Annotated in this window: 24 protein-coding genes; 10 read left to right on the forward strand and 14 right to left on the reverse strand. The window is 69.3% G+C overall.

Annotated elements, in window-relative coordinates; all coding sequences use genetic code 11:
* Position 1 precedes the first annotated feature (1 nt).
* Both U9J41_RS24275 and U9J41_RS24280 read left to right on the forward strand, forming a co-directional pair.
* Positions 2–2,746, forward strand: a complete 2,745-nt coding sequence (locus U9J41_RS24275; protein ID WP_322404714.1) for a M16 family metallopeptidase — start codon at positions 2–4, stop codon at positions 2,744–2,746.
* A 151-nt stretch (positions 2,747–2,897) separates the two neighbouring features.
* Positions 2,898–3,680: an SDR family oxidoreductase gene (locus tag U9J41_RS24280; RefSeq protein WP_322404715.1), complete on the forward strand. Its 783-nt coding sequence runs from the start codon at positions 2,898–2,900 to the stop codon at positions 3,678–3,680.
* Positions 3,681–4,008: 328 nt separating this feature from the next.
* Here the strand turns inward: U9J41_RS24280 and U9J41_RS24285 are convergent, their stop codons facing one another.
* From U9J41_RS24285 to U9J41_RS24350, 14 genes are all read right to left on the reverse strand, one after another.
* Positions 4,009–4,287 (reverse strand): hypothetical protein, encoded by a 279-nt coding sequence (locus U9J41_RS24285; RefSeq protein ID WP_322404716.1) that lies wholly within the window; start codon positions 4,285–4,287, stop codon positions 4,009–4,011.
* A gap of 23 nt (positions 4,288–4,310) precedes the next feature.
* A complete protein-coding gene (locus tag U9J41_RS24290; RefSeq protein WP_322404717.1) occupies positions 4,311–5,051 on the reverse strand; it encodes a GntR family transcriptional regulator in 741 nt (246 codons plus the stop codon).
* 64 nt (positions 5,052–5,115) lie between these two features.
* Entirely contained in the window at positions 5,116–6,183 is a 1,068-nt protein-coding gene (locus tag U9J41_RS24295; protein WP_322404718.1) for a flavodoxin family protein, read from the reverse strand.
* Positions 6,184–6,322: 139 nt separating this feature from the next.
* Positions 6,323–7,621 (reverse strand): tetratricopeptide repeat protein, encoded by a 1,299-nt coding sequence (locus tag U9J41_RS24300; protein WP_322404719.1) that lies wholly within the window; start codon positions 7,619–7,621, stop codon positions 6,323–6,325.
* A 192-nt stretch (positions 7,622–7,813) separates the two neighbouring features.
* Positions 7,814–9,298, reverse strand: a complete 1,485-nt coding sequence (locus U9J41_RS24305; RefSeq protein WP_322404720.1) for a glycoside hydrolase family 3 N-terminal domain-containing protein — start codon at positions 9,296–9,298, stop codon at positions 7,814–7,816.
* Positions 9,299–9,323: 25 nt separating this feature from the next.
* Positions 9,324–10,334 carry an SIS domain-containing protein gene (locus U9J41_RS24310; protein ID WP_322404743.1) on the reverse strand — a complete coding sequence of 337 codons (1,011 nt, stop codon included), beginning with the start codon at positions 10,332–10,334 and terminating at the stop codon, positions 9,324–9,326.
* Positions 10,327–11,436: an N-acetylglucosamine-6-phosphate deacetylase gene (gene nagA / locus U9J41_RS24315; protein WP_322404721.1), complete on the reverse strand. Its 1,110-nt coding sequence runs from the start codon at positions 11,434–11,436 to the stop codon at positions 10,327–10,329. Before nagA ends, U9J41_RS24310 begins: the two co-directional genes overlap by 8 nt.
* Before the next feature lie 11 nt (positions 11,437–11,447).
* Entirely contained in the window at positions 11,448–12,323 is an 876-nt protein-coding gene (locus U9J41_RS24320; RefSeq protein ID WP_322404722.1) for a glucosamine kinase nucleotide-binding domain-containing protein, read from the reverse strand.
* 65 nt (positions 12,324–12,388) lie between these two features.
* Positions 12,389–13,519, reverse strand: coding sequence for an AI-2E family transporter (locus U9J41_RS24325; RefSeq protein WP_322404723.1), 1,131 nt, complete (start codon positions 13,517–13,519; stop codon positions 12,389–12,391).
* Positions 13,516–14,385, reverse strand: a complete 870-nt coding sequence (htpX, locus tag U9J41_RS24330; protein ID WP_322404724.1) for a protease HtpX — start codon at positions 14,383–14,385, stop codon at positions 13,516–13,518. Before htpX ends, U9J41_RS24325 begins: the two co-directional genes overlap by 4 nt.
* A gap of 148 nt (positions 14,386–14,533) precedes the next feature.
* Entirely contained in the window at positions 14,534–16,489 is a 1,956-nt protein-coding gene (locus tag U9J41_RS24335; RefSeq protein ID WP_322404725.1) for a CocE/NonD family hydrolase, read from the reverse strand.
* A 36-nt stretch (positions 16,490–16,525) separates the two neighbouring features.
* Entirely contained in the window at positions 16,526–16,678 is a 153-nt protein-coding gene (locus U9J41_RS24340; protein WP_322404726.1) for a hypothetical protein, read from the reverse strand.
* A 25-nt stretch (positions 16,679–16,703) separates the two neighbouring features.
* Positions 16,704–18,074, reverse strand: a complete 1,371-nt coding sequence (locus U9J41_RS24345) for a GIN domain-containing protein (protein ID WP_322404727.1) — start codon at positions 18,072–18,074, stop codon at positions 16,704–16,706.
* A 143-nt stretch (positions 18,075–18,217) separates the two neighbouring features.
* Positions 18,218–19,198 (reverse strand): hypothetical protein, encoded by a 981-nt coding sequence (locus U9J41_RS24350; RefSeq protein WP_322404728.1) that lies wholly within the window; start codon positions 19,196–19,198, stop codon positions 18,218–18,220.
* A gap of 218 nt (positions 19,199–19,416) precedes the next feature.
* Between U9J41_RS24350 and U9J41_RS24355 the strand changes: the two genes are divergently transcribed.
* The 8 genes from U9J41_RS24355 to bufB all read left to right on the forward strand — a co-directional run bounded on the left by U9J41_RS24355 (position 19,417) and on the right by bufB (position 25,656).
* The gene (locus U9J41_RS24355) at positions 19,417–19,602 is read left to right on the forward strand and encodes a hypothetical protein (protein ID WP_258818445.1); all 186 of its coding nucleotides are present in this window, start codon (positions 19,417–19,419) and stop codon (positions 19,600–19,602) included.
* The gene (locus tag U9J41_RS24360; protein WP_322404729.1) at positions 19,584–20,090 is read left to right on the forward strand and encodes a hypothetical protein; all 507 of its coding nucleotides are present in this window, start codon (positions 19,584–19,586) and stop codon (positions 20,088–20,090) included. Before U9J41_RS24355 ends, U9J41_RS24360 begins: the two co-directional genes overlap by 19 nt.
* Positions 20,091–20,105: 15 nt before the next feature.
* Complete coding sequence (locus tag U9J41_RS24365; RefSeq protein ID WP_322404730.1) at positions 20,106–21,680, forward strand: ExeA family protein; 1,575 nt, start codon at positions 20,106–20,108, stop codon at positions 21,678–21,680.
* Position 21,681: 1 nt separating this feature from the next.
* On the forward strand, positions 21,682–22,413 hold the full coding sequence (locus U9J41_RS24370; RefSeq protein ID WP_322404731.1) for a general secretion pathway protein GspB: 732 nt from the start codon (positions 21,682–21,684) through the stop codon (positions 22,411–22,413).
* Between the two features lie 19 nt (positions 22,414–22,432).
* A complete protein-coding gene (gene mobB / locus U9J41_RS24375) occupies positions 22,433–22,933 on the forward strand; it encodes a molybdopterin-guanine dinucleotide biosynthesis protein B (RefSeq protein ID WP_322404744.1) in 501 nt (166 codons plus the stop codon).
* A gap of 97 nt (positions 22,934–23,030) precedes the next feature.
* Positions 23,031–23,231 carry a YjfB family protein gene (locus U9J41_RS24380; protein WP_322404732.1) on the forward strand — a complete coding sequence of 67 codons (201 nt, stop codon included), beginning with the start codon at positions 23,031–23,033 and terminating at the stop codon, positions 23,229–23,231.
* A gap of 252 nt (positions 23,232–23,483) precedes the next feature.
* The gene (locus U9J41_RS24385; RefSeq protein ID WP_322404733.1) at positions 23,484–23,753 is read left to right on the forward strand and encodes a BufA1 family periplasmic bufferin-type metallophore; all 270 of its coding nucleotides are present in this window, start codon (positions 23,484–23,486) and stop codon (positions 23,751–23,753) included.
* A 10-nt stretch (positions 23,754–23,763) separates the two neighbouring features.
* Entirely contained in the window at positions 23,764–25,656 is a 1,893-nt protein-coding gene (bufB, locus tag U9J41_RS24390) for an MNIO family bufferin maturase (RefSeq protein ID WP_322404734.1), read from the forward strand.
* Positions 25,657–25,669: the final 13 nt, after the last annotated feature.

Genomic DNA, 25,669 nt, shown 5'->3' on the forward strand with positions numbered 1-25,669 from the left:
TATGAGCTTGACGTTTTTACAGCGCGGCGCGGCCGCGTATTTGACGACCTATGCGGTCGTTGGCGGCCTTGCCTTCATCGCGACGGGCAGCGCCTGGGCGTTCGACCTGCCCAAGGGCGTCGTGCAGGGCCCGTCCGTCGAAGGCATCACGGAATACCGCCTGCCGAACGGGTTGAAAGTCCTGCTGTTCCCCGACTCCTCGCGTCCGACCGTGACCGTCAACGTGACGTATCTCGTCGGCTCGCGCCACGAGAATTATGGCGAGACGGGCATGGCCCACCTGCTCGAACACCTGATGTTCAAGGGCAGCCCCAGGCATCCGGACATCACGCGCCAGTTCCAGGACCGCGGCATGCAGTTCAACGGCACGACGTCGTTCGACCGCACGAATTACTACGAAGTGTTCCAGGCGTCGGACGACAACCTGAACTGGGCGCTGGGCATGGAAGCGGACCGCATGACGCATTCCAACATCGCCAAGAAGGATCTCGATTCCGAGATGACGGTGGTGCGCAACGAGTACGAGAATGGCGAAAATTCGCCGGGCGCCGTGCTCATGAAGCGCATGCAGAGCGTGGCGTATGACTGGCACGCGTATGGCCGCGCCACGATCGGCAACAAGAGCGATATCGAGAACGTCAAGATCACGAATCTGCAGAATTTTTATCACACGTATTACCAGCCCGATAACGCCGTGCTGCTCGTGGCGGGCAAGTTCGATCCCGCGAAGACATTATTGTCGATCAACCGCCTGTTCGGCGCGGTCCCGAAACCCAAGCGCACGCTGCCGGAGTTCTGGACCGTCGAACCCACGCAGGACGGCGACCGCACCTTCACCGTGCGGCGCCAGGGCGACGTGCAGATCGTCGCGCTCGGCTACAAGGTGCCGTCCGGCCTGCACGACGACAGCGACGCGCTGAGTTTCGCATCGACCATCCTCGGCGACGCGCCGACGGGCCGTTTGCACAAGCTGCTCGTCGAGAGCGGCAAGGCGAGCCAGGTGTTCGCCTATGGGCAGACCGGGTATGCGCCCGGCCTGCAATTCTTCGGCGCCGTCGTCAAGAAGGACGCACCGCTCGAACCCGTGCGCGCCGCGCTCACGCAGGCCGTGGAAGACTTCGCCAAGAACCCGCCGACGCCGGAAGAAATGGAGCGCACCAAACGGAGCTTCCTGAACGAATTCGAGCGCAGCCTGAACGACCCGCAGCAGGTGGGCCTCGCCTTGTCGGAAGTCATCGCGCTGGGCGACTGGCGCCTGTTCTTCGTCGGTCGCGACCGCATCAACAAGATTACGTCGGAACAAATCGCAGCAGCATCGGGCCGCTATTTCAAGCGCGACAACCGCGTGACGGGCGAATTCATTCCGGACGACCACCCGCAGCGCGCCGTGATCCCGCCCGCGCCCAGCGTGCAAAGCCTGTTGAAGGATTTCAAGCCGCAGGTGTCCACGTTGAGCGCCGAGGATTTCGATCCGAGCCAGGCTAACATCATGAAGCGCACCACGCTGACGACGGCCGGCGGCGTGAAGCTGGCGTTGCTGCCCAAGAAGAATCGCGGCCAGACGGTCACCGTCGACCTGCGCCAGCACATCGGCGACGAGCAGAACCTGTTCGGCAAGGGCGCGCTGCCCGGCCTGACGTCCGCGATGCTGATGCGCGGCACGACCAAGTACGACCGCGTGCACCTGGCCGACGCGTTCGACAAGCTCAAGATTTCCGGCAGCGTCACGCATTTCCAGACGACGCGCGAAAACCTGCCGGAAGCGCTGAAACTCGTCGCCCACGTGCTGCGCGAACCCAGCTTCCCGGCCAGCGAATTCGAGCAATTGCGCCAGCAAGCGATCGTCGGGCTGCAGTCCAGCCGCAGCGAGCCGAGCAGCGTGGCGTCGCGCGCGTTGAATGAGCATTTCGACATCTATCCGAAGGGCGATATCCGTCACGAAACGACGTACGACGAAGACCTTGCCGACCTCAAGGGCGCCACGCTGGACCAGGTCAAGGCCTTCCACCACGATTATTACGGCACGGTTCCCGCGGAAATGTCCATCGTCGGCGATTTCGATGCCCAGGCGATCACGCCACTGATCGACCAGCTGTTCGGTCGTTGGAAAGCGCCGATGCACGTGGCGCCCGTGCTGCGCAAGAATGGCGACATCACGCCCATCCACGAATTCCTCAATACGCCCGACAAGGAAAACGGCTATTACACGGCGCGGATCAACCTCGACCTGAACGTCGACGACCCGGATTACCCGGCCCTCATGCTGGCCGACTACATCTTCGGCGGCGGCGGGCTGCGGTCGCGCCTGATGGACCGCATCCGCCAGAAGGACGGCCTGTCCTACGGCGTCGGCTCGAACCTCGCGGCCGGTGACCTCGACCGTGCCGGCATGTTCGCGATCAACGCCATCGCCGCGCCGCAGAACCTCGCCAAGGTCGACGCCGCCGTACGCGAAGAACTCGCGCGCGTGCTCAAGGATGGCTTCACGGACGCGGAACTCGCAGGCGCCAAGTCGGGTCTGATGCAACAACGCACCCAGAATCGTGCCGACGACGGCGCGCTGGCGGCGGGCTGGACCTCGTACATGTACCGCGGCCGTACGTATGCATGGTCGGCCGAGTTCGAAAAACACTTGATGGCCGTCACGTTGCCCCAGCTGAATGCGGCGTTCCGCAAGGCGGTCGACCCGGCAAAAATGTCCGTCGTCATGGCTGGAGACAAGGCAAAAGCGAAACCTGCACCCTGATTGCAACACTTCGGCCGTTCATTATCCGGCCGAAGTGTCGAGAAACTTGGTCAATGCCCGGCACGGGCGCTATCATGTTGCCTTAGCGCAGTATTGCTCGAAAGAAGCAAAGATTGCGTCAAGCTATTGAAAAGGAAGCATGATGAAGGGCATGACCAAGCAGACACCGAGCGGCATTTCGTATGCCGGCAAGGTTGTGCTGGTAACCGGAGGCGCCAGCGGCATCGGCCGCGCGACGGCGCTGGCATTCGGGCGCGCGGGCGCCTGTGTCGTCATCGCCGATACCTCGGTCGACGGCGGCCACATGACCGCGGCCCTGATCGTCGAAGCGGGCGGCAAGGCACTGTTTGTTAAAGCCAATGTAACGGTCGCGGCGGACGTCGAGGCCCTGATCGACAAGGCGGTCGGCCATTACGGCCGCATCGACTGCGCCGTCAACGGCGCCGCCGTCGAGGAAGAATACCTGCCGCTGGCCGAGGGCGAGGACGACCAGTTCGACCGCATCATGAGCGTCAACGTCAAGGGCGTCTGGCTGTGCATGAAGAGCCAGTTGCGCCAGATGCTGAAGCAGGAAGGCGGCGGCGTGATCGTCAACATCGCCGATGCCGGCGGCCTCGTCGCGGCACCGCACCGCGCGATCTACTCGGCGTCCAAGCACGCCGTCGTCGGCCTGACCAAGAGCGCGGCCGTGGAATATGCCAAGGACAGTATCCGCATCAACAGCATCTGCCCGGGTGCCGTCAAGACGCCGATGCTGGCGCGCATGCTCGAGCGCGAGCCGGGGCGCGACAAGAAGCTGAAATCGGCGCATCCGATGGGCCGTATCGCCGATCCGGCCGAGATCGCCAATGCGGCGCTGTGGCTGTGCTCGGAGCAGGCGTCGTTCGTGACCGGCCACCAGCTCGCGATCGATGGCGGCCTGACGGCGATCTGACGCCGGCGTCCAGGGCCAGTCCGGCCGACCCGTTTCGTCGGCATCAAGACCGTCGCCCCTGCGAAGGCAGGGGCCCAGGTTCGCCGCGTCCGGTGACATGCAAACTTCGCCGGTCCGGCTGACTTGTTTCGTCGGCATCAAGACCGTCGCCCCTGCGAAGGCAGGGGCCCAGGTTCGCCGCGTCCCGTGACATGCAAACTTCGCCGGTCCGGCTGACTTGTTTCGTCGGCATCAAGACCGTCGCCCCTGCGAAGGCAGGGGCCCAAGGTCGTCGCGTCCCGTGACAAGAAAACGTCACCGGAACGACGTTCCGGGGTGCGGATAACCCTCAGCCGCGGCCGCTGCGCGGCGGGACTTTCCGGCGCGCTGCGCGTTGCTGCTTTGCCTGGGTGTCGACGCGCGCCTGCCGCGCCTTGTACAACGCGACCGCATCCTCGCGCGCACGCGTGAGCGTCCGCATCGCCGGGTGATCGTCATGCGGTGAAAAATATTCGGCGGACTGCGCGTCGACGACGAGCTTGATGGCGGTGGCGTCGTCGAGGTCGTAGAGTTCGGTCAGCAGCGTGGTGACTTCGTCCAGGTAGGCTTCGTAGGTCAGTTCGGTCATGGTGGTTCTTTGAATGGGTTGTATCAGCCGGCGCTCAGCTCGGCCACGAAGTCGTACATGTCGCCGCGGAAGTAGGAGCGGCAGAATTCCACCGCCTGCCCGTCCGGCAAAAAGCCCAGCCGTTCCACGCACAGGCCTGCATCGCCTTCCTTCGATTGCAGCAGCTTCGCCTGTTCGGCGTTCAACAGCAGGGCGGACAGGCGCTGCAGCGCGCGCACGGGGCGCTTGCCGCTCGCTTCCAGCGCTTCGTACATCGAGACGTCCACCGCGTCCAGCGAGGGCAGGGCGGAGGCCGCGATCGTCGCGTATTCCAGGCACATCGGCATATCGTCGGCGTAGCGGATGCGGTTGAAGCGGTAGACGGCGGCGCCCGGCGACAGGCGCAGGCGCAGCGCTTCTTCCGGCGTCACCGTGCCCGCCGAACGCTTGAGCCACACGCTGCGCGGCGTGCGGCCGCGCGAGCGCATGTCTTCCGAAAACGACGTCAGCTTGGCGAAATTCTTTTCGATGCGCGTATTGATGAAATTGCCCGAACCCGCGCGGCGCACGAGCAGGCCTTCTTCGACGAGGCCGTCGATGGCCTTGCGCACGGTGATGCGCGAGATGTCCAGTTCGATGGCGAGCTGGCGCTCGGCCGGCAGGGCTTCCGCCGGGCCGTAGACGCCGCGGTCGATCGTGTCGCGCAGGGCGCGCTGCAATTGCTGGTAGAGCGGCAGGTTGCTGGTGGCGGAGAGCTGGTGCATCAACTGCGCGAGGTGGGACATGCGGGAAGGTCGACAGGACGGACGAAGCCTCGATGATACCAAAAAAAGACCGCCTGCCGGCCTCCTACTTGGGCCGCGGATTGGCCAGCTTGCGGTCCGGCTGCACCAGCTTGCCCGAGCGCACGGCCGCGACGGCGGCGGACACGGCGCGCGCTACGTTGCGGACCTCTTCCTGGAAGGCCGTGTCGCGGTCCAGCGTGTCGTGGCTGTCCGCATACGATGCGTAATACCCGACGTAGCGGTCGAGCTGGGCGACGGGCCCCGCGTCGACCAGGCCCATCCAGTCGAGCCAGTCGGACAGCGAGCGCCGCGTACCTTCGATGCCCGCCACGTCGCCGTGCACGGCGACGCCGTAGACGCGGCCGGCCAGGTGTTTCGGATAGGACCAGTCTGTCTCGAGGGCCTTGGCTTTTTCCGCATCCTTGCCGTGGGTGGACGTCGGGTCGGGATTGCCGCCGTCCGCGCACACGAGGCGGTCGATCATCAGCTTCAGTATCGACGGCGCCTGGTACCAGTAGACGGGCGTCACGATGATGATCCCGTGCGCCTGGACCCAGCGCTCGTAGATCTCGTTCATCCAGTCGTTCTCCTGGTTCAGCGCATGGTTCGGATAGCAGCTGCAGGGCCAGTGGCACAGCGGCATGGCCGTCGACACGCAGGCCTTGCACGGATGGATGTGGCGGTCGTAGTCGGAGATGATGCGCGACAGGTCGAGCAGGTCGGTCTCCACGCCTTCCGCCGCGAGCGTCTCCTCGCACAGCTTCGCGAGGCGCCACGTCTTCGAGATCTCGCCCGGACAGCTGCCGTCGTTGCGGGCCGCGCCGTTGATCAGCAGGATGCGGTTCGGCGTCGCCGGGTCCTTCTGGCGCGCCTCGGCCGCCAGCAGGCGGTCGCGCGTTTCTTTCCATTCGACCGACAGGTCGTAGTCGGGGTCGAAGAAGCCGGGGCCGGCCTTGACGGTGACGGGCGCCTTGTGCGAGTCTACGTAGTTCTGCCACGCGACCTCCTCGACGGCCGCCAGTTCCCGCGCCACGGCCTGGTAGGCGGGGTCGTAGAAGTCGCGCGCGAAGACGAGGTGGAATTCGTCGCGGTTCAGCTTGGCGGGCGCCTGTCCCTTGCGTACGGTGCTCATGGCCGGCCTTTCGGAAAGTGGTGCGGCGATTATCCGCCGCCGGGCCGGCTGTGCCCGTACGCTGATTCACACAGACGAAAAAAAGCGGCGCGAACGTGAGTCCGCGCCGCCTCGTCCACGGGGCAGGCCCCGCCGGGAATTACTTGGCTGCCGCCGCGCCGCTCGGATGGTTCAGCAGCAGGATCCAGTACTTGGCGGTGTCGGCCAGGCCGCCGCCGGCTTTCACTTCCTGGAAGGTGGCGATGGCCTTGTCCTTCTGGCCGGCTTTCGCATAGGCCATGCCCAGGCGCAGCTTCGCTTCGTCCGGCGACTTCAGGCCGCCCTTGGCGATACCCTGCTGGATGAAGCCGATGCCCTTGTCGTACTGGTCCATCGTCGCGTAGGCCCAGCCCAGGTTGACGAGGCCGGCGCCGGTCTTGGCCTTGTTGGCGCCCGCTTCGCCCGCCGCGATGTTCTTGGCGTCGCTCGCGGCTTCCTTGGTGGCGCGGTCGCGCAGCTGGCGGTCCTTGGCGGCGCCGCTGCCCGTGCCCATCACGCCGGCCGCGAAGCCGGCGTCGACGACTTTCTTCGCCTCGGTCGGGAAGCCGTCCTTCAGGGCCAGCTCGGCCAGTTCGGTATAGGCGTCGCCCGACATCTGCTTGACGGCCGCGAATTCCAGGCGCAGCACGTCCGGGATGCTGGCGTCGGCGAAGCCCGGCTTGCGCACGATGCCGCGGTGGATCAGGTCGGTCCAGTAATCGTCGTTCGGATAGTAGGCGACCAGTTTTTCCAGGCCGCGCAGGTAGGCCGCGTCATCCTTGACCTTGTTCGCGGCAGACGCGTACAGGCGCAGGTCTTCCACCGTCGGCGTCTTGCCGGCCTGTTCCGCGGCCTGCAGCACCGGTTCCTGCGCCTTCAGCGCCGACGCGTAGTCGCCGCTCAGGTAGTAGGCGCGGATCAGGGCCGAGTTGACCTGGTCCGACGCCTTGCCGAACGCCTGCATCTGCTTGTACAGCTCGATCGCCTTCGGGTAGTTCTTGGCGTTGTAGTAATAGGTCGCCAGGGCCTGCGTGAAGTTCGGCTTGTCCGCCTCTGACAGCTTGCCCGAGGCCAGGATCGCTTCCAGCGCGTCCATCGCCATCTTGTCGTTGCCGGTCGACGTACCGAGCGACAACTTCATGCGGTTCAGCACATAGGTTTCGTACGGGGTCTTGTCGGCGAACGCCTCCGCCTGCGTGATGCGGTTCTGCACCTCGGTGTAGTTCTTCGCGTCCATCAGCGGCTTGATCTGGGCCGGGTCGAGCAGCTTGTACAGGTCCGGGCGGACCGCGTCCGGCTTCGGCTGGGCAGCCGGCGCATTCTTGTCCTGCGCCGACGCGCTGTGCATCAGGGCCGGCGCGGCGTTCAGGCCGAGGGCGCCCAGCAGCAGGGCAAGGCGGGCAAAACGGAATTGGGACATTGAAAAATCCTCTCTTGATGACGATAAAATTGCACCGCCCAGTGGCCGCATATACATACACATACGCCGACGGTGCCAGGTGCCGATCTCGGACAAAGCGTGCATTCTCCCACAAACTGCTGATGGGCGTGGCAATTGTGCCCCAGCCGTGCGAGGGCGGGCTGCGTCGTTACAATGCGTTACCCGCTGCCTTCAAAACCCCGGCACGGGGCAGTGGCCGTGCGCGTCGGCGGCGCCGGCCAGCCAGGCCTGCACGGCGTCCAGCGCGGGCGGCGCGAAGCCATATGTCAGCAGCGCGGGCGCCGCGAAGTCGAGCGCCTGGTACGGGTTCCACAGCGCAAGGTGCAGGTCCGGCGTCCACGTGGCGCGCGCGTGCGGCCCGTAGCGGCGGCGCGAGGTCGACGCGAGGATCGTGAAGCGCCCGTCGTCCGGCAGGGCGTTCCAGTCGAAGGCTTCGGCGTCCGCGAACGTCACGAGGTCGACGTCGAACAGCCGTCGCAGCATCGCCGCGATGACGCCGGCCGGCACGCCCGCTTCCGAGACGCCGTCACTGACGACGTCCTGGCGCGCGACGAGGCGCACCCTGGCCCGCGGCGCCGGGCGGTGCGGATTGCCGCGCGCCGTCAGCGCCCGGCGCCAGGCTTGCGCCATCAGCGCGCGGTCCGCGTCCTCCGTGGCGTACGGCACGGAGGACGCCGGATGCGCATGCGCGAGGCCGTCCAGGCGGGCCAGCCGCGCGTGCACCTCGTGCAGCGGCAGGCGGCCGTCGGCGATGGCGGCGGCGATGGCGGCGATGGTCTCTTCCTGCGTGGCGCGGCTGCCGATGGCCATCACCATGTCGGCGCCGGCCACCAGTGCGTTCACGGCGGCCTCGCCGGCGCCGTAGCGGTGCGCGATCGCATGCATGTCCATGCCGTCCGTGATGATCACGCCTTCGTAACCCCATCGCGCGCGCAGCAGGTCGTGCAGGATCGCGCGCGACATCGTGGCCGGATGGTCAGGATCGAGGGCGGGGTAGACGATGTGCGCGGTCATCACGGCGGGTGCGTGCGGTGCCGCCGTGCGGAACGGCGCGAATTCGAAGCGCTCCAGTTCCGCCAAGGGTTTGTTCACCGTGGGCAGGTCGCGGTGCGAGTCGACGTGCGTGTCGCCGTGGCCGGGGAAGTGCTTGACGCAGCAGGCCACGCCTTCGCTCTCGCTGCCGGCCATCCATGCGAGCGCCAGCGTCGTCGCTTGCGCCGGATCGGCGCCGAACGAGCGCTCGGCGATGACGGGATTCCGCGGATTGTTGTTCAGGTCCAGCACCGGCGCGAAGTTCCAGTTGAAGCCGAGCGCGCGGATCGCCCGCGCCACGGCCGCGCCCACGTCGCGCGCGAGGGCCGCGTCGCCGGCCGCGCCCAGCGCCATCGCGGACGGCGGCGGCGGCACCCACAGCGCGCGCACGACGGCGCCGCCTTCCTGGTCGAGCGCGATCAGCGCTTCCTCGCCCATCGCGTCTTTCAGGTCGTCGGTGAAGCGTGTCAGTTGCGCGGCATCGACCATGTTCTGGCGGAACAGGCACGCGCCGCGGATGCGGTTGGCGCGGATGAAGCCGGCCGTATCGGCATCGAGTGCCGTGCCGAACAGCCGGATCATGATCAGCCGGCCGGCCAGTTGGCGCAAATCGTTCGTGTGCATCGGTGTGTGTCGGTGTGTCGGTGGGTCAGTGCGTCTTCGTGACTTTGTTCAGGTGGCGCGGCTTGTCCGGATCGAGTCCGCGCGCCTTCGCCAGGTGCGCCGCCATCACGTAGAACGCGTTGATCGCGACGATCGGATCGAGGTCCGGGCAGCTCGCGACGGGCAGGTCGAGGTCGCGCGACGGCACGTCCGTCGGCGCGGCGAGCAGCACGCGCGCGCCGCGGCCGCGCATCTCGTCGGCCAGCGCGACGAGGCCCGCTTGCGCGGGGCCGCGCGTGGCGAAGATCAGCAGCGGATAGCCGTCGTCGATCAATGCCATCGGGCCGTGCTTGATCTCGGCGCCGGAGAACGCCTCGGCCTGCAGCGCGGAGGTCTCCTTGAATTTCAGCGCCGCTTCCAGCGCGATGGGGAAGCTGATGCCGCGTCCCACGACCATGATATTGCGTGCCGGCGCCAGTACGCCGAGCGCGGCCGACCAGTCGGTGTGCGCGGCCTGGCGCAACGCGTCCGGCAGCGCGGCGAGGCCGGCCTTCAGTTCGTCGTCCTGCTGCCACTCGGCCACGAGGCGCGCGCCGGCCGTCAGGCTGGTGATGAAGCTCTTCGTCGCGGCGACGCTGTGCTCCTTCCCGGCGCGCAGCGGCAGCGCCCATTCGGCTTCATGGGCGAGCGGCGAATCGATGTCGTTCACGAGCGCCACCGTCGTCGCGCCGCCGGCGCGGAAGTAGCGCATCGGTTCCACCACGTCCGGGCTCTGGCCGGACTGCGAGATCGACACCGCGAGCGTGCCGGCGGCCTGCAGCGGCGCCTTGTACAAGGTGAGGAGCGACATCGGCAGCGACGTCACGAGGCGGCCCATGCGCGCCATGATCAGGTAGGCGAGGTAGCCCGACGCATGGTCCGAACTGCCGCGCGCCACCGTCACCGCGTTGTGGAAGGGCGCGCTGCGCAGGTGATGGCCCAGGGCCGCGTAGCGCTCGGCGTCGTTCGACAACTGCAGGGCGACGCAGTCGGCCGCGGATACGGCTTCTTCAAGCATCAGCGAGGTCACGGGGCTCTCCTTCGATATAAACGGTTTTCAAATTCAGGTTGCGGTCGAGGACGACCAGGTCGGCGAAGCAGCCCGGCGCGATGCGGCCGCGGCGCGTCTCGCCCAGGTAGTCGGCGGCGTTGGTCGACACGCGGCGGGCGGCGTCGGCGAGATCGAGGCCGATGGATACGAGGTTGCGCAGCGCCTGGTCCATCGTGAGCGTGCTGCCGGCCAGCGTGCCGTCCGCGAGGCGCACGCCGCCCATGCACTTGTGGACGACCTGGCGGCCCAGCATGTACTCGCCGTCCGGCATGCCGGCGGCGGCCGTGGAATCCGTCACGCAGTAGAGGTGTGGGATGCAGCGCAGCGCGGTCCGGATGGCGCCCGGATGCACGTGCAGCAGGTCGGGAATGATCTCGGCGTACTGCGCGTGCGCGAGCGCCGCGCCGACCATGCCGGGATCGCGGTGGTGCAGGCCCGGCATCGCGTTGAACAGGTGGGTGAAGCCGGCCGCGCCGTGTTCCAGCGCGCGCACGCCGTCGTCGTAGTTGCCGTTGGTGTGGCCGATCTGCACGCGGATGCCGGCGTCGGCCATCCGGCGCACGAGGGCCAGGTGGCCGTCGACTTCGGGCGCCACGGTGATGAGGCGCAGCGGCGCCTGCGCGTTGAAACGCTCGACCTCCGCCATGCTCGCCGCGCGCGCGAACGGCGGTTGCGCCCCCAGCTTGCCCGAGTTGATGTACGGCCCTTCCAGGTGCACGCCGAGGATGCGGGCCTCGCCCTTGCCGCGCTGTTCGCACGCGCCGCCGATGGCGGCGAGGGCGCGGTCGATGTCGTCCAGCGGCGCGGTCATCGTCGTGGCCAGCAGGCTCGTCGTGCCGTGCCGTGCGTGCAGGCGCGCGATCACGTGCGGGGCGTCGCCGCCTTCCATCATGTCGCGTCCGGCGCCGCCGTGCACGTGCAGGTCGATGAAGCCGGGGAGGATGTAGTCGTCCGGATTGGATGCCGGATCGGCCGCCGCGCCGTCGATGGCGGCGATCGTCGCGGCGCCGTCCTCGATGTGGAGGCGGCCGCGGATCCAGCCGTCCGGGGTCAGGATATTGCCTTGCATGGGGAATCCTTTCATGCCGCGATGCGCAGCTCGATCAGGCGCAGTGCGCCGCGTGCCGAATCGCCGGCGGGCGCGCCCGCGCGGGCCGCGAGCGCGGGCGGGAGCCAGTCGCGCAGGGCGCTACCCAAGCCGCCGCATAACGCGAGCGGCAGGCTGCCGTCCGGGTCGAGCGCGCGGGCGATGGCGGCCGCTTCGTCGCCGGCCTTCGTCAGGATGGCGCGCGCGGCCGGATCGTCGGCGTGCCGGAGCACCAGCGGCGCCAGACTCGCGTACGTCGTCTGCGTGGCCTGGCCGAGCCAGACCTGGATGGCGGCGCGGTCGCCGCCGCAGGCTTCGATCACGTCGGCGGCGAAGCTGCTCGCCGGACGGCGTCCGTCCAATACCTGTTCGATGTGGTTGACCGCGGCGAGGCCGATCCAGCCGCCGCTCGCTTCGTCGCCGGCGGGGAAGCCCCAGCCGCCCACTTCGCGCCGCGTGCCGTCGGGCAGCAGGACTTCGCCGACGCTGCCCGTGCCGATGGCGACGATGGCGCCGGGGCGGCCGCCGTGCGCGCCCATGAGCGTCGTGAACGCGTCCGTTTCGAGGACGAGCGCGGCGTAGCCGGGGTCAAGCGCTGCGAATTCCCGCGTCCACTGGCGATTGTGCACGCCGGCCAGGCCGAGGCCGATGGCCATGCGGTCCGGGGGCGGCGGCGCGATGCCGGCCGTGGCGAACGCCTGGGCGACGGCTTCCTGGACGGCGGCCCAGGCGCGGGCGATGCCCAGGCCAAGGCCGGACGGGCCGCTCGCGCCCTGGGCCAGTTCGACGGCGCCGTCGGGAGAAAACCGTGCGATGCGCACGCGGGTGCCGGTGCCGCCGCCGTCGACGCCGATGAGATAGTCGATCATAGTGAATGCTTTGCCGGGAAAGTCAGGGCACTATAGGCAGCACTGATAGGCTTGTCAACGGGTATTTAATTGGTATTGTCGTGTTGCTCGGATGGCGGAGAATTGGTCTCGCCCGTGCTGATTGTGGGGCCGGAAAAATGCGCTAGATTGGTATTGAATGCGGTATTGTCGGCGTCATCGCCGCGCAGCCACTCGAAGAGGATCGCCATCATGAACGGCCCGACGAACAGGCCGATGACGCCGAGCGTCGACACGCCGCCGAGGAGGCCGAACAGCACGGCGAGGAAGGGCAGGTTGACGCGCCGGCCGATGAGTTTCGGGCGGATGAACTTGTCGACCATGAACAGCTCGAACGCGCCCCAGCAGAACAGGCCGAGCGCGGCGCCGGAATGGCCCTGGCCCAGCAGCAGCAGCGCGACGAGCGAGAACGACAGCGGCGCGCCGCCCGGCACGAGCGCGAGATAGCCCGTGAAGACGGCCAGCAGCGCCGGCGCCGGCGCGCCCGCGATGGCGTAGGCGGCGCCCAGCACGCAGCCTTCGAGGATGGCGACCGAGACGAGGCCCAGCGCCGTGCCGCGCACGGACAGCGGGAACACGCGGCGCAGCATCGGATACTGGCGCGGCAGCGCGCGCATGCCGGCGGTGTCGACGTGGCGGATGGCGGCGGGGCCGTGCAGGTACAGCACGAACAAGGTGAGCAGGGCGAGGAACAGGTACAGCGCGTTGGCGAGGATCGTCGAACCCCAGATGCGCGCGGCGCCCGTCAGGTGCGGGGCGAAGTCGCCGGCCGCGCTGCCGACGAGGCGATTCAGGCCGCCGGGCAGGGCCAGATGTTCGTTCCACCACTGGGTCGCGTGTTCCGCGATCAGGGGCAGCCGCGCGAGCCACGCGGGCACCGGCACGCCGGTCTCGTTGAGGCGCGTGAGCAGGCGCTGCACGCCGGCCAGTTCGCCGCCGAGCGTATCGAGCAGCAGCAGCGACGGGCCCACGAAACCGAGGATGAGCAGGCCGACGAGGATTGCCGCGCTGGCGGCCGGCGGCCAGCCGCGCGCCTGCAGGCGCACGTGCCCGGGCCAGGTGATGACGGCGAGCAGGCCGGCCCAGGCCAGCGCGCCGAGGAAGTGCTGCAGGAGGACGGCAAGCGCCAGCGCGAACAGCGCCGGCGCCACGAGCGTGCTGGTGCGGCGGTCCGTCATGCGTGCTGCAAGGCCGCGATGCGGTCCTCGCACGAAGGGTGGCTGCTGAACAGCGCCAGCACGCCGCCGCCGGCGATGCCCGATGCCGCCAGGTTCTTCGGCAGGTCGGCGTGATCGATCCCGCCGAGGCGCTTGAGCGCGGCGATCATCGGCCGCGGCGTGCCCATGATCCGGGCGGCGCCGCGGTCGGCGCGGTATTCGCGCTTGCGCGAGAACCACGCGACGATGATGCTGGCCACGAGGCCGAACAGCAGGTCGCACACGACCGACGTGATCGTGAACGCGAGGCCGGGGCCGCGCTCCTCGCCGTCGCGGCGCAGGAACTGGTCAACGGCATACGCGACGACGCGCGCCAGGAAGATCACGAACGTGTTCACGACGCCCTGGATCAAGGTGAGCGTCACCATGTCGCCGTTCGCGACGTGCGCCACTTCGTGCGCCAGCACGGCCTCCACTTCATCGTGCGTCATCGAGGTCAAAAGGCCCGTCGACACGGCGACGAGCGACGCGTTCTTCGTCGCGCCGGTGGCGAACGCGTTCGGCGCGCCTTCGTAGATGGCCACTTCCGGCGTCGGGATGCCGGCCTTGCGGGCCTGGTTCGCGACCGTGTCGACGAGCCAGCGCTCGGTTGCGTCGGCCGGTTGTGCGATCACGCGCGCGCCCGTGGTCCATTTCGCGATCGGCTTGGACAGCCACAGCGAGATGAAGGCGCCGCCGAAGCCCATCAGGCCGGCGAAGACGAGCAGGGCGCCGAGGTTCAGGCCGTTGGCCGTCAGGTAGCGGTCGACCCCGAGCAGGCTCGCCGTGATGCCCAGCACGAGCATGATGGCGAGGTTGGTGGCAAGGAAAAGCAGGATCCGTTTCATGGTCGTATCTCTCATCGTTAACAAGAATCGTGGCCGAAGCGGCCGCTGTCAAGGCGAAGGATAGGGCAATGACGGATCTTGAAAAAGCGAAGTATCTGGAAGGATTTCTTCGAAAAAATATGATTCTACAGGTTGCGCGCGGCGTTTGTCATTGCGTGGCCCGCACGAGCGGCAGTTCGACGTAGCTGCTGTGGTAGATGCGCTGCGTGGCCTTTTTGTAGTCGCCCGGCCGGGCGAAGAAGATATTCGGCACGAAGGTCTGCGGATTGCGGTCGTACAGCGGGAACCAGCTCGACTGCACCTGCACCATGATGCGGTGGCCGGGCAGGAATACGTGGTTCGCCGTCGGCAGGGCAAAGCGGTAGGCCAGTGCCTGGTTCGGCGCCAGCGCCTTCGGAGTGGCGAAGCCTTCGCGGTAGCGGCCGCGGAAGATGTCGCCGGCGATCATCAGCTGGTAGCCGCCCATGGCCGGTTGCGCTCCCACCTGGTCCGGATACACGTCGATCAGCTTGACCACCCAGTCCGCATCCGTGCCGCTCGTCGATGCCACGAGGTGGGCGACGGGCTCGCCGCTGATCTTGACGGGCGCCGCGAGCACGTCGGAGACGAACGTCGCCACGTCGGTGCGGCCGGATGCCTCGCGCTGGTCGTCGACGAGCCAGCGCGGCCACGTCTGGCCCTTGGTCTCGTCGTAGCCGTACGGCGGAATGGGGCGCTGGCGGAACGGCACGGGCTTGGCGGGATCGGACACGTATTCGTCATAGCCGCGCGCGTCGGCGGGGCCGCCGAGGATGGCCTTCTGGCCCGCGGCCAGGCGCAGCACGGCCGGTTCGATGGCGCAGCCGGCGTTGCAGCCGCTGGGCCACGCGGCCAGGCTGCGCCATTTGTTGGTGCCCGTCTCGAACGCCGTCACGGTGGGGATCGCGGGGACGGTGGTATCGCCTTTCAGGTAGCGCGCGAGGAACGGTTTCAGCACCTGCTGGCGCCAGTACAGCGCCGTGTCGCTGGCGAACTTCAGCGCGCCGAGCGTGCTGCCGTCGCCGATGGCGCCGCCGTGCGACCACGGGCCCAGCGACAGGAACACCTTGTTCTCCGTATCGTGCGGCTTGATCGCCTTCCACACGGCGATGGCGGCATAGATGTCTTCCGCGTCCCACAGGCTGTGCACGAGCAGCGTGGGCACCGTCACGGGTTGGCGGGCGAGGATCTTGTCCATCGCCTGTTCCTGCCAGAACGCGTCGTAGCTCGGGTGCGCGACGAGCTTGTTCCAGAAGCCGCTCTGTTCCAGGCCCCGTTCGCGTCCCAGGCTGCCGGCCGAACCGGCGCGCATGTACATGTCGTAGTCGTCGTAGTTCGTGACGGGCCACTTGGCCGTGTTGGCGCGCGTGACGACCTGCTCGAGGATGTACGACATATTGATCTGCCGGAAGGCGCCGTTGTGGAACCAGTCGTCGCCCATCCAGCCGTCCACCATCGGGTTCATCGGCACCGCGACCTTCAGCGCCGGGTGCGGATTCACGAGCGCCATCAGCGGCAGGAAGCCGTCGTAGGAAATGCCGATGATGCCCACGCGGCCGTTGGTCTCGGGGACGTTCTTCGTCAGCCACTCGATCGTGTCCCACGTGTCTGTCGAGTGGTCGACGGGCGTCGGGTTCAGCGGGCCGTGCAGCGGGCGGTTCATCACGTAGTCGCCTTCCGAGCCGTACTTGCCGCGCACGTCCTGCACGACGCGGATATAACCCTCTTCGGCGATGACGTCGGCCGCGTTGTCGTAGCCGGTCAGGATCGTTTCCAGGTCCGAGCTCTCGGCGTGGTTCACGAGGCTGGCCGCGTCGTACGGCGTGCGCGTCAGCAGGATCGGCGCGTTCCGCACGCCCTTGGGCACGACGATGATGGTGTTCAGCTTCGTGCCGTCGCGCATCGGGATCATCACCGTGCGCTTGACGTAATTGAAGCCAGCATTCGGCGGCGTGAATTCGGCCGGGGTCTCGGAGGGCAGGGCGGGATATTGCGACGCCGACTGCGCGTGCGCCAGGCCGGCGAGCGCCAGGGCGCCGACGAGCGATACAAGGCGGGGCGCGAGGCGGACAGGGATTGGCGTCATCGGGATCCTTGGCGTGTCGTGGGCGGCGCCGCTACATTAGCACAAGGATCGCGGCTTCAGCCGTGGGCGCTGCGCGGCGCTGACGCCGTCCCACGGCACGGCGATGTCCAGGGTGGCGAAGCCGTCCCGGACCGCGCGGATGGCGGGTCCGGGCGCCGGCGCGAGGCGGCGTTTCGGGCGGGCGAACACGGCCAGCACGATGCGGCGCCTGGCGTTACCGGGACGTGTGCGAACCGCTGCGGTCGACGAGCAGCAACTGGCCGCGTGCGACGGTCTTCGCGTTGGCGCGGGCGCTGCCGCCGGCGGTGTCGACGACGTTGACGCTGGCGGTGCCCGGCCCGTGCACGGCGATGTCCGCATGGCCCGCCGTCAGGCCGCGCCCATCGAGGCTGCCCGAGCCCGCGAGCTGCGCATCGACCTGCGCCACGTTGCCGTCGATGCGGACGTCGCCCGGCCCGCTCATGCGCAGCAGCAGGCGCCTGCCCGACACGCTCGCCGTGAGGCCGCCGGAGCCGCTCAGTTCCGCGTCGAGCGTGTCGCCCACGTTCGCCAGCGTCACGCCGCCCGGACCGTGTCCGTGCACCGTCGCCTTGCCCGTCTTGAGGCCGCCGGCGTCGAGGTCGCCCGAGCCGCCGATGTCGACGGAAAGGTCGCCCACCGTGCCGGCCAGCGCGACGTTGCCCGGTCCGTTCATGCGCAGTTGCGCCGTCGCCGCCTGCAGGCCGCGGACGGCCAGCTCGCCGGAACCGTCCACCTCACCGTCGAACTTGCGCACGGTGCCCGCGATGCAGGCATTGCCCGGTCCCCCCTGCACGCTGTGCGCGCCGCCGTCGATCCGCAGGTCGCAGCCTTCGAAATCGCCCGCGCCGGACATCTCGAGGTCCAGTTCGCGGCTCGTGCCGGACAGCTTGACGTCGCCCGGACCGCGCATGCGCGCCGTCACCTTGGCCGTCCGCAGGCCATCGGCCTGCAGGTCGCCCGAGCCGCTCTGTTGCACGGCCAGGGTGCTGGCCACGTCCGCCAGCTGCACGTCGCCGGGGCCGTTCAGCGCGAGGTCGACGTCGGCCGCTTTCAGGCGCCGCAGATCGAGGTCGCCGCTGCCGCTGCTCGTCACGGTCAGCTGGCGCACGGCGCCGCTCGCGTGGATGTCGCCGGGGCCGTTGCCGGTCAGGGTGAAGCGCTCGCCGCTGACGCGGTCGATGTCGACGTCGCCGCTGCCGGCCACCGTCAGGCGCTTGAGCGCGCCGACGCCGATGCGTACGGTGACCGTCTCGCGGCGCTTGCCGAAACTGAAGAAGAAGCCGTTGCGCTGCACGGGCCGCACGACGAGGGTATCGCCGCGCACGACGGTCTCGACCTCGGCCAGCTGCTTGCGCTCGCCCGTCAGCTGCAGCGACGGTTTGGCCTGCGCGTCGATCACTACGTGGTACGGGCCCGCCAGTTCGATCGCGGAAAACGCCGTGACCGCCCGCTGTTCGGTGGCGGCGCCGGCATCCTGCGGCTGGGCGAACGAGGCGGGTGCCGTCGCGATGGCGCCGGCCGCGAGCGCGGCGGCGAGGACGGTGAGCTTGAGGGCGTTATTCATGATGTGTCGTTGTCGTGTGGCGGTGCCGGGAGAATGCACGATACGGCATGCGGCACGCCTGCGCAGCCGCCTTTCGACGAATGCGCGAAAACGCAGGACAGGCTGCGCAAAACAGGGGGTGGACGGCGGCCGGCGCGGCCCGCCTATTTGACCGGCGCGACGGTGAAACCGGCCTGTTCCAGGTCGGCCAGCAAGCCGCCGCAATCCGCGTCGTCGTGGCGGGCCGCGAACAGGTTGCGCACGGGGACCACGTAGAAATGGGCGCGGCCGTCCGCGACCGCGTTCATGCGCGCGATCCAGTCGCGGTTGCGCGCGCAGACGAGGCCCGCGTCCAGCGGCGCCAGCCGGGCGAACGGACCATCGGCGGACGGCGCGCGGCCGCGCAATAGGGCGTCGAAGTCGCGCGCCAGATCCGCGGCGGCGCGCGCGGGCACGCCGTCGACCACGTCCAGCAGCAGCATCGTGCGGCGCGGGCCGGACGCGCAGTAGGCATGCATCATCCCGGTGCGGTAATCGATGTCGTGCACGGCGATGCCGGGCCGGGCGCGCACGAGCGCCGCGGCGACGCTGGCGCCCGCCGGCGCGGCCGCGAGCGAGGCCGCCTGGGCGCGGGCGAACTGCAGCAGCGTGAATTCGTCGCTCATTTCGATCAGGCGCGCCCACGATTGCGCCTGCGTGTCAGGGTCTGGCGCCTGCGCGAGGGCCTTGACGTCGAGCGTGTCGCGCCGCGCCATGTCGGCCTGCAGCGTGAGGGTGAGGATGCGCTGGCGCGCGTCGTTCAGCATGGCGATGCCTCGTTCGTCGAGCTGGCGCAGGTCGCAGCCGGGGTTCGACGCGGAACCGGCCGGCGCTTCCTCGCCGTCGCCCACGCCCTCGACGGACAAGGTGGCGGACGCGCGCAGGGCCGCCAGCACGGTGCGGTGGTAATAGCCGTCGAATTCGACCGGTAGTCCGGCAGGCGTCGCACCCAAGACGTACAGCACGGTGGCGTCGTGGCCGGGCGCCGTGCGCGTGGCCTTCCACAGGCGCGGCGCGGCAGGCGCCGCGTGTGCAATGCAGGCCGACAAGGTCAGGGCGCAGCCCAGGACGCAGGCGCGGATGCGGAGGAGGAAGGCGGTCGTCATGGCGGCGATTATAGGGCGCCGGCGGCCGGCCCGGCCGTGCAAGACATGACAGTCTGTCCACGCGGCGCGGCCGCCGCTCCCGTGCGAATGTGGCTCAATCGCAACGACGGCGCTTGCCGGGCCGTGACCAGCAGCCCATCCTGACGCACGGCAGCAGCACGGCCGTGGCCGGAACGGGGGGCGAATGTCATAATGGGCGCCACGTCAAGGAGATCATCGTGATTCGCTACATGGGCACTCGCAAGAATGCGGACGGTGCCGCCGTTTATGTATTCATCGTCAACGGCCTGGAAAAGGAAGTGCGCGAGCACGCGCTCAAGCAGCATCCGGGCTGCTACGAAGCGCTGCCGGCCTCGGTGAAGGCGAAGATCGCCGCCAACCGCGCATGGCTGTCCAAGCTGTGACCTCGCTGCGCCGGCGGGCGGCGCCGCTCGCCCTGGCGCTGACCCTCGCCGGGATGGCGCACGCGCAAACGCAGGACAAGCAGCCGTCCACGTTCGCCCCCGTCATCGGCGCGGCGCTGCTGTGCCACGACCATCTCGACAACGCGTATTTCTATTCCTGGCTCAAGACCCATTTCGGCCCGGCCTACAAGCACGAGGGCGGCGCGTACTGGTTCCGCACGGGCGAGACGACGCTGTGGGGTGCGCCCGTCACCGAGGTCATGGTCAGCGACGACACGAGCGAATGGGTGTTCGTGGGCGCCGTCGCCGAGGTGGCGCCGGACGAGCTGGAGCAGGACGTCCGCAAGGCGGCCGGCGTGCGCCACGTGGCGGCCGACGCGTCGCCTTACCCGTTGCGCGTATCCGTCCCCGGCAGTACGATCGCTTACTACAATGCCAAAAGCAAAATATACTGCGCGAAGTTCAAACCGCTGCCGCCGCGCCGGTAAGCCTTTGGTATGGGTATGTACACAAATTACTTTCATTTGAAGCAGGCGCCGTTCTCGATCGCGCCCGATCCGCGCTACCTGTTCATGAGCGAGCGCCACCGCGAGGCGCTCGCGCACCTGCTGTACGGGATAGGCAGCGGCGGCGGCTTCGTGCTGCTCACGGGCGAGATCGGCGCCGGCAAGACGACCGTCTGCCGCTGCTTCATCGAACAGGTGCCGGACGACTGCCGCCTGGCCTATATCTTCAATCCGAAGCTGACGGTCGAAGAGCTGCTGCAGACGATCTGCGACGAATTCCGCATCGGGGTCGCCCCCGCGTCTGGCGTGAAAGCCTATGTCGACGCCATCAACGCCTACCTGCTGGAGAGCCACGCGCACGGCCACAACAACGTGCTCGTGATCGACGAGGCGCAGAACCTGTCGGCCCAGGTGCTGGAGCAGCTGCGCCTGCTGACGAACCTCGAGACGAGCGAGCGCAAGCTCCTGCAGATCATCCTGATCGGCCAGCCGGAACTGCGCGCGATGCTGGCGCGGCCGGAACTGGAGCAGCTGGCCCAGCGCGTCATCGCCCGCTATCACCTGGGACCGCTGTCCGCCGCCGATACGGGCGCGTATGTCGCGCACCGGCTGGCCGTCGCGGGCGAGCAGGGCGCGGCGCCCGTGCCCGCCGCGCTGGTACCGCAGATCCACCGCCTGACGGACGGCGTGCCGCGCCGCATCAACCTGCTGTGCGACCGCGCGCTGCTCGGGGCGTACGTCGAGAACAGCCGCGAGGTGACGCCGAAGATCCTGCGCCGCGCCGCGCGCGAAGTGTTCGCCGGCGAGGGCGCGGCCACCGCGCCGCGCAAGCCGATGCGCTGGCCGCTCGTGGCCGGCGGCGTGCTGGCCGGTGCGGCGATCAGCGCGGCGGCGTGGCAGGCCGTCCCGCACAATCCGGCGTCCGCGCCCGTCGCCGCCGCGCCCGTGCCCGCGCGCGCACAGGGCGCCGAGCCGCCCAGGCCGCTGGCGCTGTCCACGCAGAACGATGCGCTGCGCGAACTGGGGTCGTTGTGGGGCCAGCGACTGCCGGCCGCCGCGCCGTGCGACGGCGCCCCGCGCCTCGGCCTGCGCTGCTACCAGGGCCACGGCGGGTTGTACGAACTGCGCCTGCTCGACCGGCCGGCCATCATCGCCCTGCACGACGGCGCCAAGGTCGGCTACGCCGTGCTGACCGGCCTGGACGACAGCAGCGCCACCCTCACCATCGACGGCCAGCCCCATTCGGTGAGCCTGGGCGCGCTGGCGACCCGCGTCGACGGCGAATACACGACGTTGTGGAAGGTGCCGCGCGGCTTCCGCGACCAGGTGGGGCCGGGCGACAGCGGGCCGGACGTCGACTGGATCGCCGCCCGCCTGGCGGAACTGGACGGCAAGCGCGCGGCGCCGCCCGCCGGACAGATCCTGGACGAGCCGTCGCGGCGCCTGCTGCGCGCGTTCCAGGTGAAGCAGAACCTAAAGGCGGACGGCCTGGCCGGTCCGCGCACCTATATGCGCCTGAACCAGCTGTCCGGCGTCGACGAGCCGCACCTGCTGGCAGCCACGGGAAAATGATATGTCGTACATCCTCGAAGCGTTGAAGAAGGCCCAGGCCGAACGCCAGCTCGGCAGCGCGCCGACGATCCACGCGCCGCAGGTCGTGTCCGCGGCGCCGGCCGGCGCGGCGGCCAGCCGCACGCCCTTGTTCGTGGGCCTGGCCGGCGGCGCCCTCGCCGTGGCGGCCGGCGCGCTGTTCATGTGGCCGCACGCGCCGGCGCCCGTGCCCGCGCCCGCGCCGCAACCCGTGGCGGCGCCGGTGCCTGCGGCCCCTGCGCCGGATACGCTGGCCGTCATTGCGCCGCCCGCGCCTGCATCCGCACCCGTACCCGCACCCGCACCCGCACCCGCACCCGCACCCGTGCGCGAATCCGCGCCCGCGCGCGAGCCGGCGATCGCGGTTGCCCGTCCGGCGGCGCCGCGCCCGGCCCCGGCGGCGCGTGCAGCCGCTACGGCGCCGGCTGCGCCCGCGCCCGCGCCTGGCGCCGCGGCGCCCGCCGGCGTCAAAACGGCGCCGGAAGAGGGCCTGCCGTTCCTGCAGCAACTGCCGGAGGCCCGGCAGCGCGACATCCCGCGCGTGGCCTTCGGCGGCTATATGTATTCGTCGAATCCGGCCGACCGCCTGCTGATCGTCGACAAGGCCCTGCGCCACGAGGGCGAGGAGGTCGCGCCCGGCCTCGTGCTGGAAAAACTGCTGCCCAGGGCGGCCGTCATGAATTACCGGGGAACCCGCTACCGTGTCCCGTATTGAGCCCGACCGCGGGCCCGTGATGGGCATCATCGGCTGGTCCGGCAGCGGCAAGACGACGCTGCTGGAATACGTCGTGGGCGGGCTGGCGGCGGCGGGACTGCGCGTCAACGTCGTCAAGCACAGCCACCACGACGTCACGCTGGAACCGCCGCACAAGGACAGCGCCCGCGTGCGCGCGGCCGGCGCGGCCGAGGTGATGATCGCGTCGCCGTACCGCGTGGCCATCATGCGCGAGCTGCGCGGCGCCGCCGAACCGTCGCTGGCCGAGCACCTGGCGCGTCTTGCGCCGGCCGACCTGACGCTGGTGGAAGGCTATAAATGGGAAGCGCTGCCCAAGCTGGAGGTGTACCGGCCGGAAGTCGGCAAGCCGCCGATGTTCCCGGACGACCCGCATATCGTGGCCGTCGCGTCCAGCAGCGCCCGGCCGGACGGGCTGGCGCCGCACGTGGCGTGGCTCGATTTGCTCGACCCGGACGCCGTCCTGACCTGGATCAGGAATTTCAATCACCTGCCGGCCTAAAGTCCGCGCGCGTTCCGCCGTTAACATCAGATGAGCGGCAGTGCGGGCGAACCCCGCGGCCGGTCGACCCGTCGAGAACACCCACCAGGAGCGCATCATGGACGCCGTAGGTATCGCCAAGCTTGCCACCAGCATCGCCGACACCGGCACCCGCCAGGACGTCGCCGTCGCCGTGCTCAAGAAATCGCAGGACATCCAGGCCGCGGCGGCCACCCAGATGCTGGAAGCCGTGCAGTCGGCCGCGCCGGCGCCGAACCTGCCCGCGCACCTGGGCAACCACATCGACACCACCGCCTGAACCGGCGCATTCACCGGGGCGCGTCAACGGGATCGCCGCCCGCCGCGTTATCGGCCCAGTACCCGGCGCGACGGGGGCGGCCACACAACACACTCCGCTCAGCCGCCACCAACGGGCTGCGCAGCCACGACCGGCGTCCGGCGCGCAGCCGATAACGGCCGCCCCGGCCGGCGTACACTTCCCCTGATCACGTCCGGCCGCGATAGAATGCTTGCCGCGGTGCACGTACGTACCGGTATTTGGAGACCCCTCATGAACAAACGACAAGCCCTGATCGCCGCCGCGCTCGCGAGCGTCTGCGCCGCCCAGGCATCGGCCGCCGGCCAGATGGATACGCAATCCGGCAACCAGGAAAAATGCTACGGCATCACCAAGGCCGGCCAGAACGACTGCGGCACCGCCACCCACGGCTGCGCGGGCCTGGCGACGGCCGACAAGGATCCGGGCGATTGGAAATACGTCCCCAAGGGCACCTGCGAAAAGGCGGGCGGCAAGCGCAATCCGCCCAAGCAGGGCAAGTAAGCACGCGGCCGTGACCGGCGCCGGCATCGGCTTGCGCGCGCCGCACTACCGCGCCTTTCTCGACCGGAAGCCGAAGGTCGGCTGGGTCGAAGTCCACACGGAAAATTTCCTCGCGCGCGCCGGGCGCGACTGGCAGGTATTGCAGGACGTGCGGCGCGACTATCCCGTCAGCCTGCACGGCGTCGGACTCGGCCTCGGGTCCGTGCACGGCTTTTCCGACGACCACCTGGCCCGCGTCGCCGCGCTCGTGCGTGCGCTCGAACCAGGCCTCGTGTCGGAACACCTCAGCTGGGGCGCGCTGCGCGACCGCCAGCTGAATGACCTGCTGCCCCTGCAGCTCGACGCCGCCGCCCTCGACCTCGTCGCCGCGCGCGTCCAGCGCGTGCAGGAGCGGCTCAAGCGGCGCATCCTCGTCGAAAACGTCTCGACCTATGTGCGCTTCGCGGGCGACGCGATGAGCGAGGCGGCATTCCTCGCCGAACTCGCGCGCCGCACCGGTTGTGGCGTGCTGCTGGACGTGAACAATCTGTACGTCAATGAGGTCAACCACGGCGAGGACCCGCACGCCGCCATCGCGGCGCTGCCGATCGCCAGCGTGGGCGAGCTCCACCTGGGCGGCCACCTCGTGACGAGCGATGGTCTCATCGACCACCACGGCGCCCGTGTCGCGCCGGCCGTGTGGGACCTGTACCGCGCGGCGCTGGCGCGCTTCGGCGCCGTGCCCACGCTGGTCGAATGGGATACCGACCTGCCCGCGCTCGACGTGCTGCTGGACGAGGCCGCGCAGGCGGACCGCATCGCCGCCGCGGCAAGGCTCGCCGTCTTCGTTTCTGCGGCCACCCCCGTCGCTGCTCCCGTCGCCACTCCCGCCGTCTTCGTTGCCGCCGCCATCCCCGTCGCCACTCCCGCCGTCTTCGTTCCCGCCGCCATCCCCGTCGCCACTCCCGCCGTCTTCGTTGCCGCCGCCATCCCCGTCGCCGCTCCCGCCGTCTTCGTTCCCGCCGCCATTCCCGTCGCCGCTCCCGCCGCCTTCGTTCCCGACGCCACGCCCGCCGCGCCGGCAACGAAGGCGGCAGCGACCGCAGGCCTCGACGCCGTCCAGCAAGCCTTCGGCGCCGCCCTGTTCGACCGCGCGCGCGAGGCCTCGCTGGCGCCGCTGCTCAAGGGCGATCCGCGCCGCTTCGGCATCTATCGCGGCAATCTGGGCTCGCACTGGAGCCGCGCCTTGTCGTCCGCCTATCCGGTACTGCGCCGGCTCGTCGGCGACGAATTCTTCGACGCGCTGGCGCGCGTCTATGGCCGCGCGCATCCCGCGCTCGACCCGGACCTGAACCGCTTCGGCGCCGCACTGCCGGACTTCCTCGCCGGCTTCGCGCCGGCCGCCGATTATCCGTATCTGCCCGAAGTCGCACGCCTGGAGTGGGCCGTGCACGCGGCCTGGTTCGCCCCGGACGCGGATGGTCCTCGCGCGACGCTGGCCGGCCTCACGCCCGCCGCCTTCGAGGCCGCGCGCGCCGTGCTGCATCCGTCGCTGCGCCTGCACGCGTCGCCCTGGGCCACGGTGGCGTTGTGGCGGGCGCACCAGGACGGCGGTCCGGCGTTTCCGGACGTGTTGCGCGTGGACACGCGGGCGCTGGTGGTGCGTCCGCGGGGCGACGTCATCGTGGACACCATCGGCGCGCCGGACTACGCGGCGCTGGGCTGCCTCGCGCGCGGCGGCACGTTCGGCATGGCGCTCGACGCGGCCTTCGATCTGGATGGGGATTTCGACGTGGCCGCGCACTTGCGGCGCTGGCTGGATGGACGGGTCGTGACGGCGATCGTGACTGGCGGAGACGGCGACAGCGCGGGCGGAGCAAGCGGGGACGGAGCAAGCGGGAACGGAGCAACCGGGGCGACGTGACGCGGAGACAAGG

This window comes from Massilia luteola (genome assembly GCF_034420155.1).
In the GTDB taxonomy this organism is placed as follows: domain Bacteria; phylum Pseudomonadota; class Gammaproteobacteria; order Burkholderiales; family Burkholderiaceae_D; genus Telluria; species Telluria luteola.

What these genes read in the sequence shown, in the direction of transcription:
- U9J41_RS24275 (WP_322404714.1), top strand. Translation starts at nt 2, where the DNA reads ATGAGCTTGACGTTTTTACAGCGCGGCGCGGCCGCGTATTTGACGACC.
- U9J41_RS24280 (WP_322404715.1), top strand. Translation starts at nt 2,898, where the DNA reads ATGACCAAGCAGACACCGAGCGGCATTTCGTATGCCGGCAAGGTTGTG.
- U9J41_RS24285 (WP_322404716.1), bottom strand. Translation starts at nt 4,287, where the DNA reads ATGACCGAACTGACCTACGAAGCCTACCTGGACGAAGTCACCACGCTG.
- U9J41_RS24290 (WP_322404717.1), bottom strand. Translation starts at nt 5,051, where the DNA reads ATGTCCCACCTCGCGCAGTTGATGCACCAGCTCTCCGCCACCAGCAAC.
- U9J41_RS24295 (WP_322404718.1), bottom strand. Translation starts at nt 6,183, where the DNA reads ATGAGCACCGTACGCAAGGGACAGGCGCCCGCCAAGCTGAACCGCGAC.
- U9J41_RS24300 (WP_322404719.1), bottom strand. Translation starts at nt 7,621, where the DNA reads ATGTCCCAATTCCGTTTTGCCCGCCTTGCCCTGCTGCTGGGCGCCCTC.
- U9J41_RS24305 (WP_322404720.1), bottom strand. Translation starts at nt 9,298, where the DNA reads ATGCACACGAACGATTTGCGCCAACTGGCCGGCCGGCTGATCATGATC.
- U9J41_RS24310 (WP_322404743.1), bottom strand. Translation starts at nt 10,334, where the DNA reads ATGCTTGAAGAAGCCGTATCCGCGGCCGACTGCGTCGCCCTGCAGTTG.
- nagA (WP_322404721.1), bottom strand. Translation starts at nt 11,436, where the DNA reads ATGCAAGGCAATATCCTGACCCCGGACGGCTGGATCCGCGGCCGCCTC.
- U9J41_RS24320 (WP_322404722.1), bottom strand. Translation starts at nt 12,323, where the DNA reads ATGATCGACTATCTCATCGGCGTCGACGGCGGCGGCACCGGCACCCGC.
- U9J41_RS24325 (WP_322404723.1), bottom strand. Translation starts at nt 13,519, where the DNA reads ATGACGGACCGCCGCACCAGCACGCTCGTGGCGCCGGCGCTGTTCGCG.
- htpX (WP_322404724.1), bottom strand. Translation starts at nt 14,385, where the DNA reads ATGAAACGGATCCTGCTTTTCCTTGCCACCAACCTCGCCATCATGCTC.
- U9J41_RS24335 (WP_322404725.1), bottom strand. Translation starts at nt 16,489, where the DNA reads ATGACGCCAATCCCTGTCCGCCTCGCGCCCCGCCTTGTATCGCTCGTC.
- U9J41_RS24345 (WP_322404727.1), bottom strand. Translation starts at nt 18,074, where the DNA reads ATGAATAACGCCCTCAAGCTCACCGTCCTCGCCGCCGCGCTCGCGGCC.
- U9J41_RS24350 (WP_322404728.1), bottom strand. Translation starts at nt 19,198, where the DNA reads ATGACGACCGCCTTCCTCCTCCGCATCCGCGCCTGCGTCCTGGGCTGC.
- U9J41_RS24360 (WP_322404729.1), top strand. Translation starts at nt 19,584, where the DNA reads ATGGCTGTCCAAGCTGTGACCTCGCTGCGCCGGCGGGCGGCGCCGCTC.
- U9J41_RS24365 (WP_322404730.1), top strand. Translation starts at nt 20,106, where the DNA reads ATGTACACAAATTACTTTCATTTGAAGCAGGCGCCGTTCTCGATCGCG.
- U9J41_RS24370 (WP_322404731.1), top strand. Translation starts at nt 21,682, where the DNA reads ATGTCGTACATCCTCGAAGCGTTGAAGAAGGCCCAGGCCGAACGCCAG.
- mobB (WP_322404744.1), top strand. Translation starts at nt 22,433, where the DNA reads ATGGGCATCATCGGCTGGTCCGGCAGCGGCAAGACGACGCTGCTGGAA.
- U9J41_RS24380 (WP_322404732.1), top strand. Translation starts at nt 23,031, where the DNA reads ATGGACGCCGTAGGTATCGCCAAGCTTGCCACCAGCATCGCCGACACC.
- U9J41_RS24385 (WP_322404733.1), top strand. Translation starts at nt 23,484, where the DNA reads ATGAACAAACGACAAGCCCTGATCGCCGCCGCGCTCGCGAGCGTCTGC.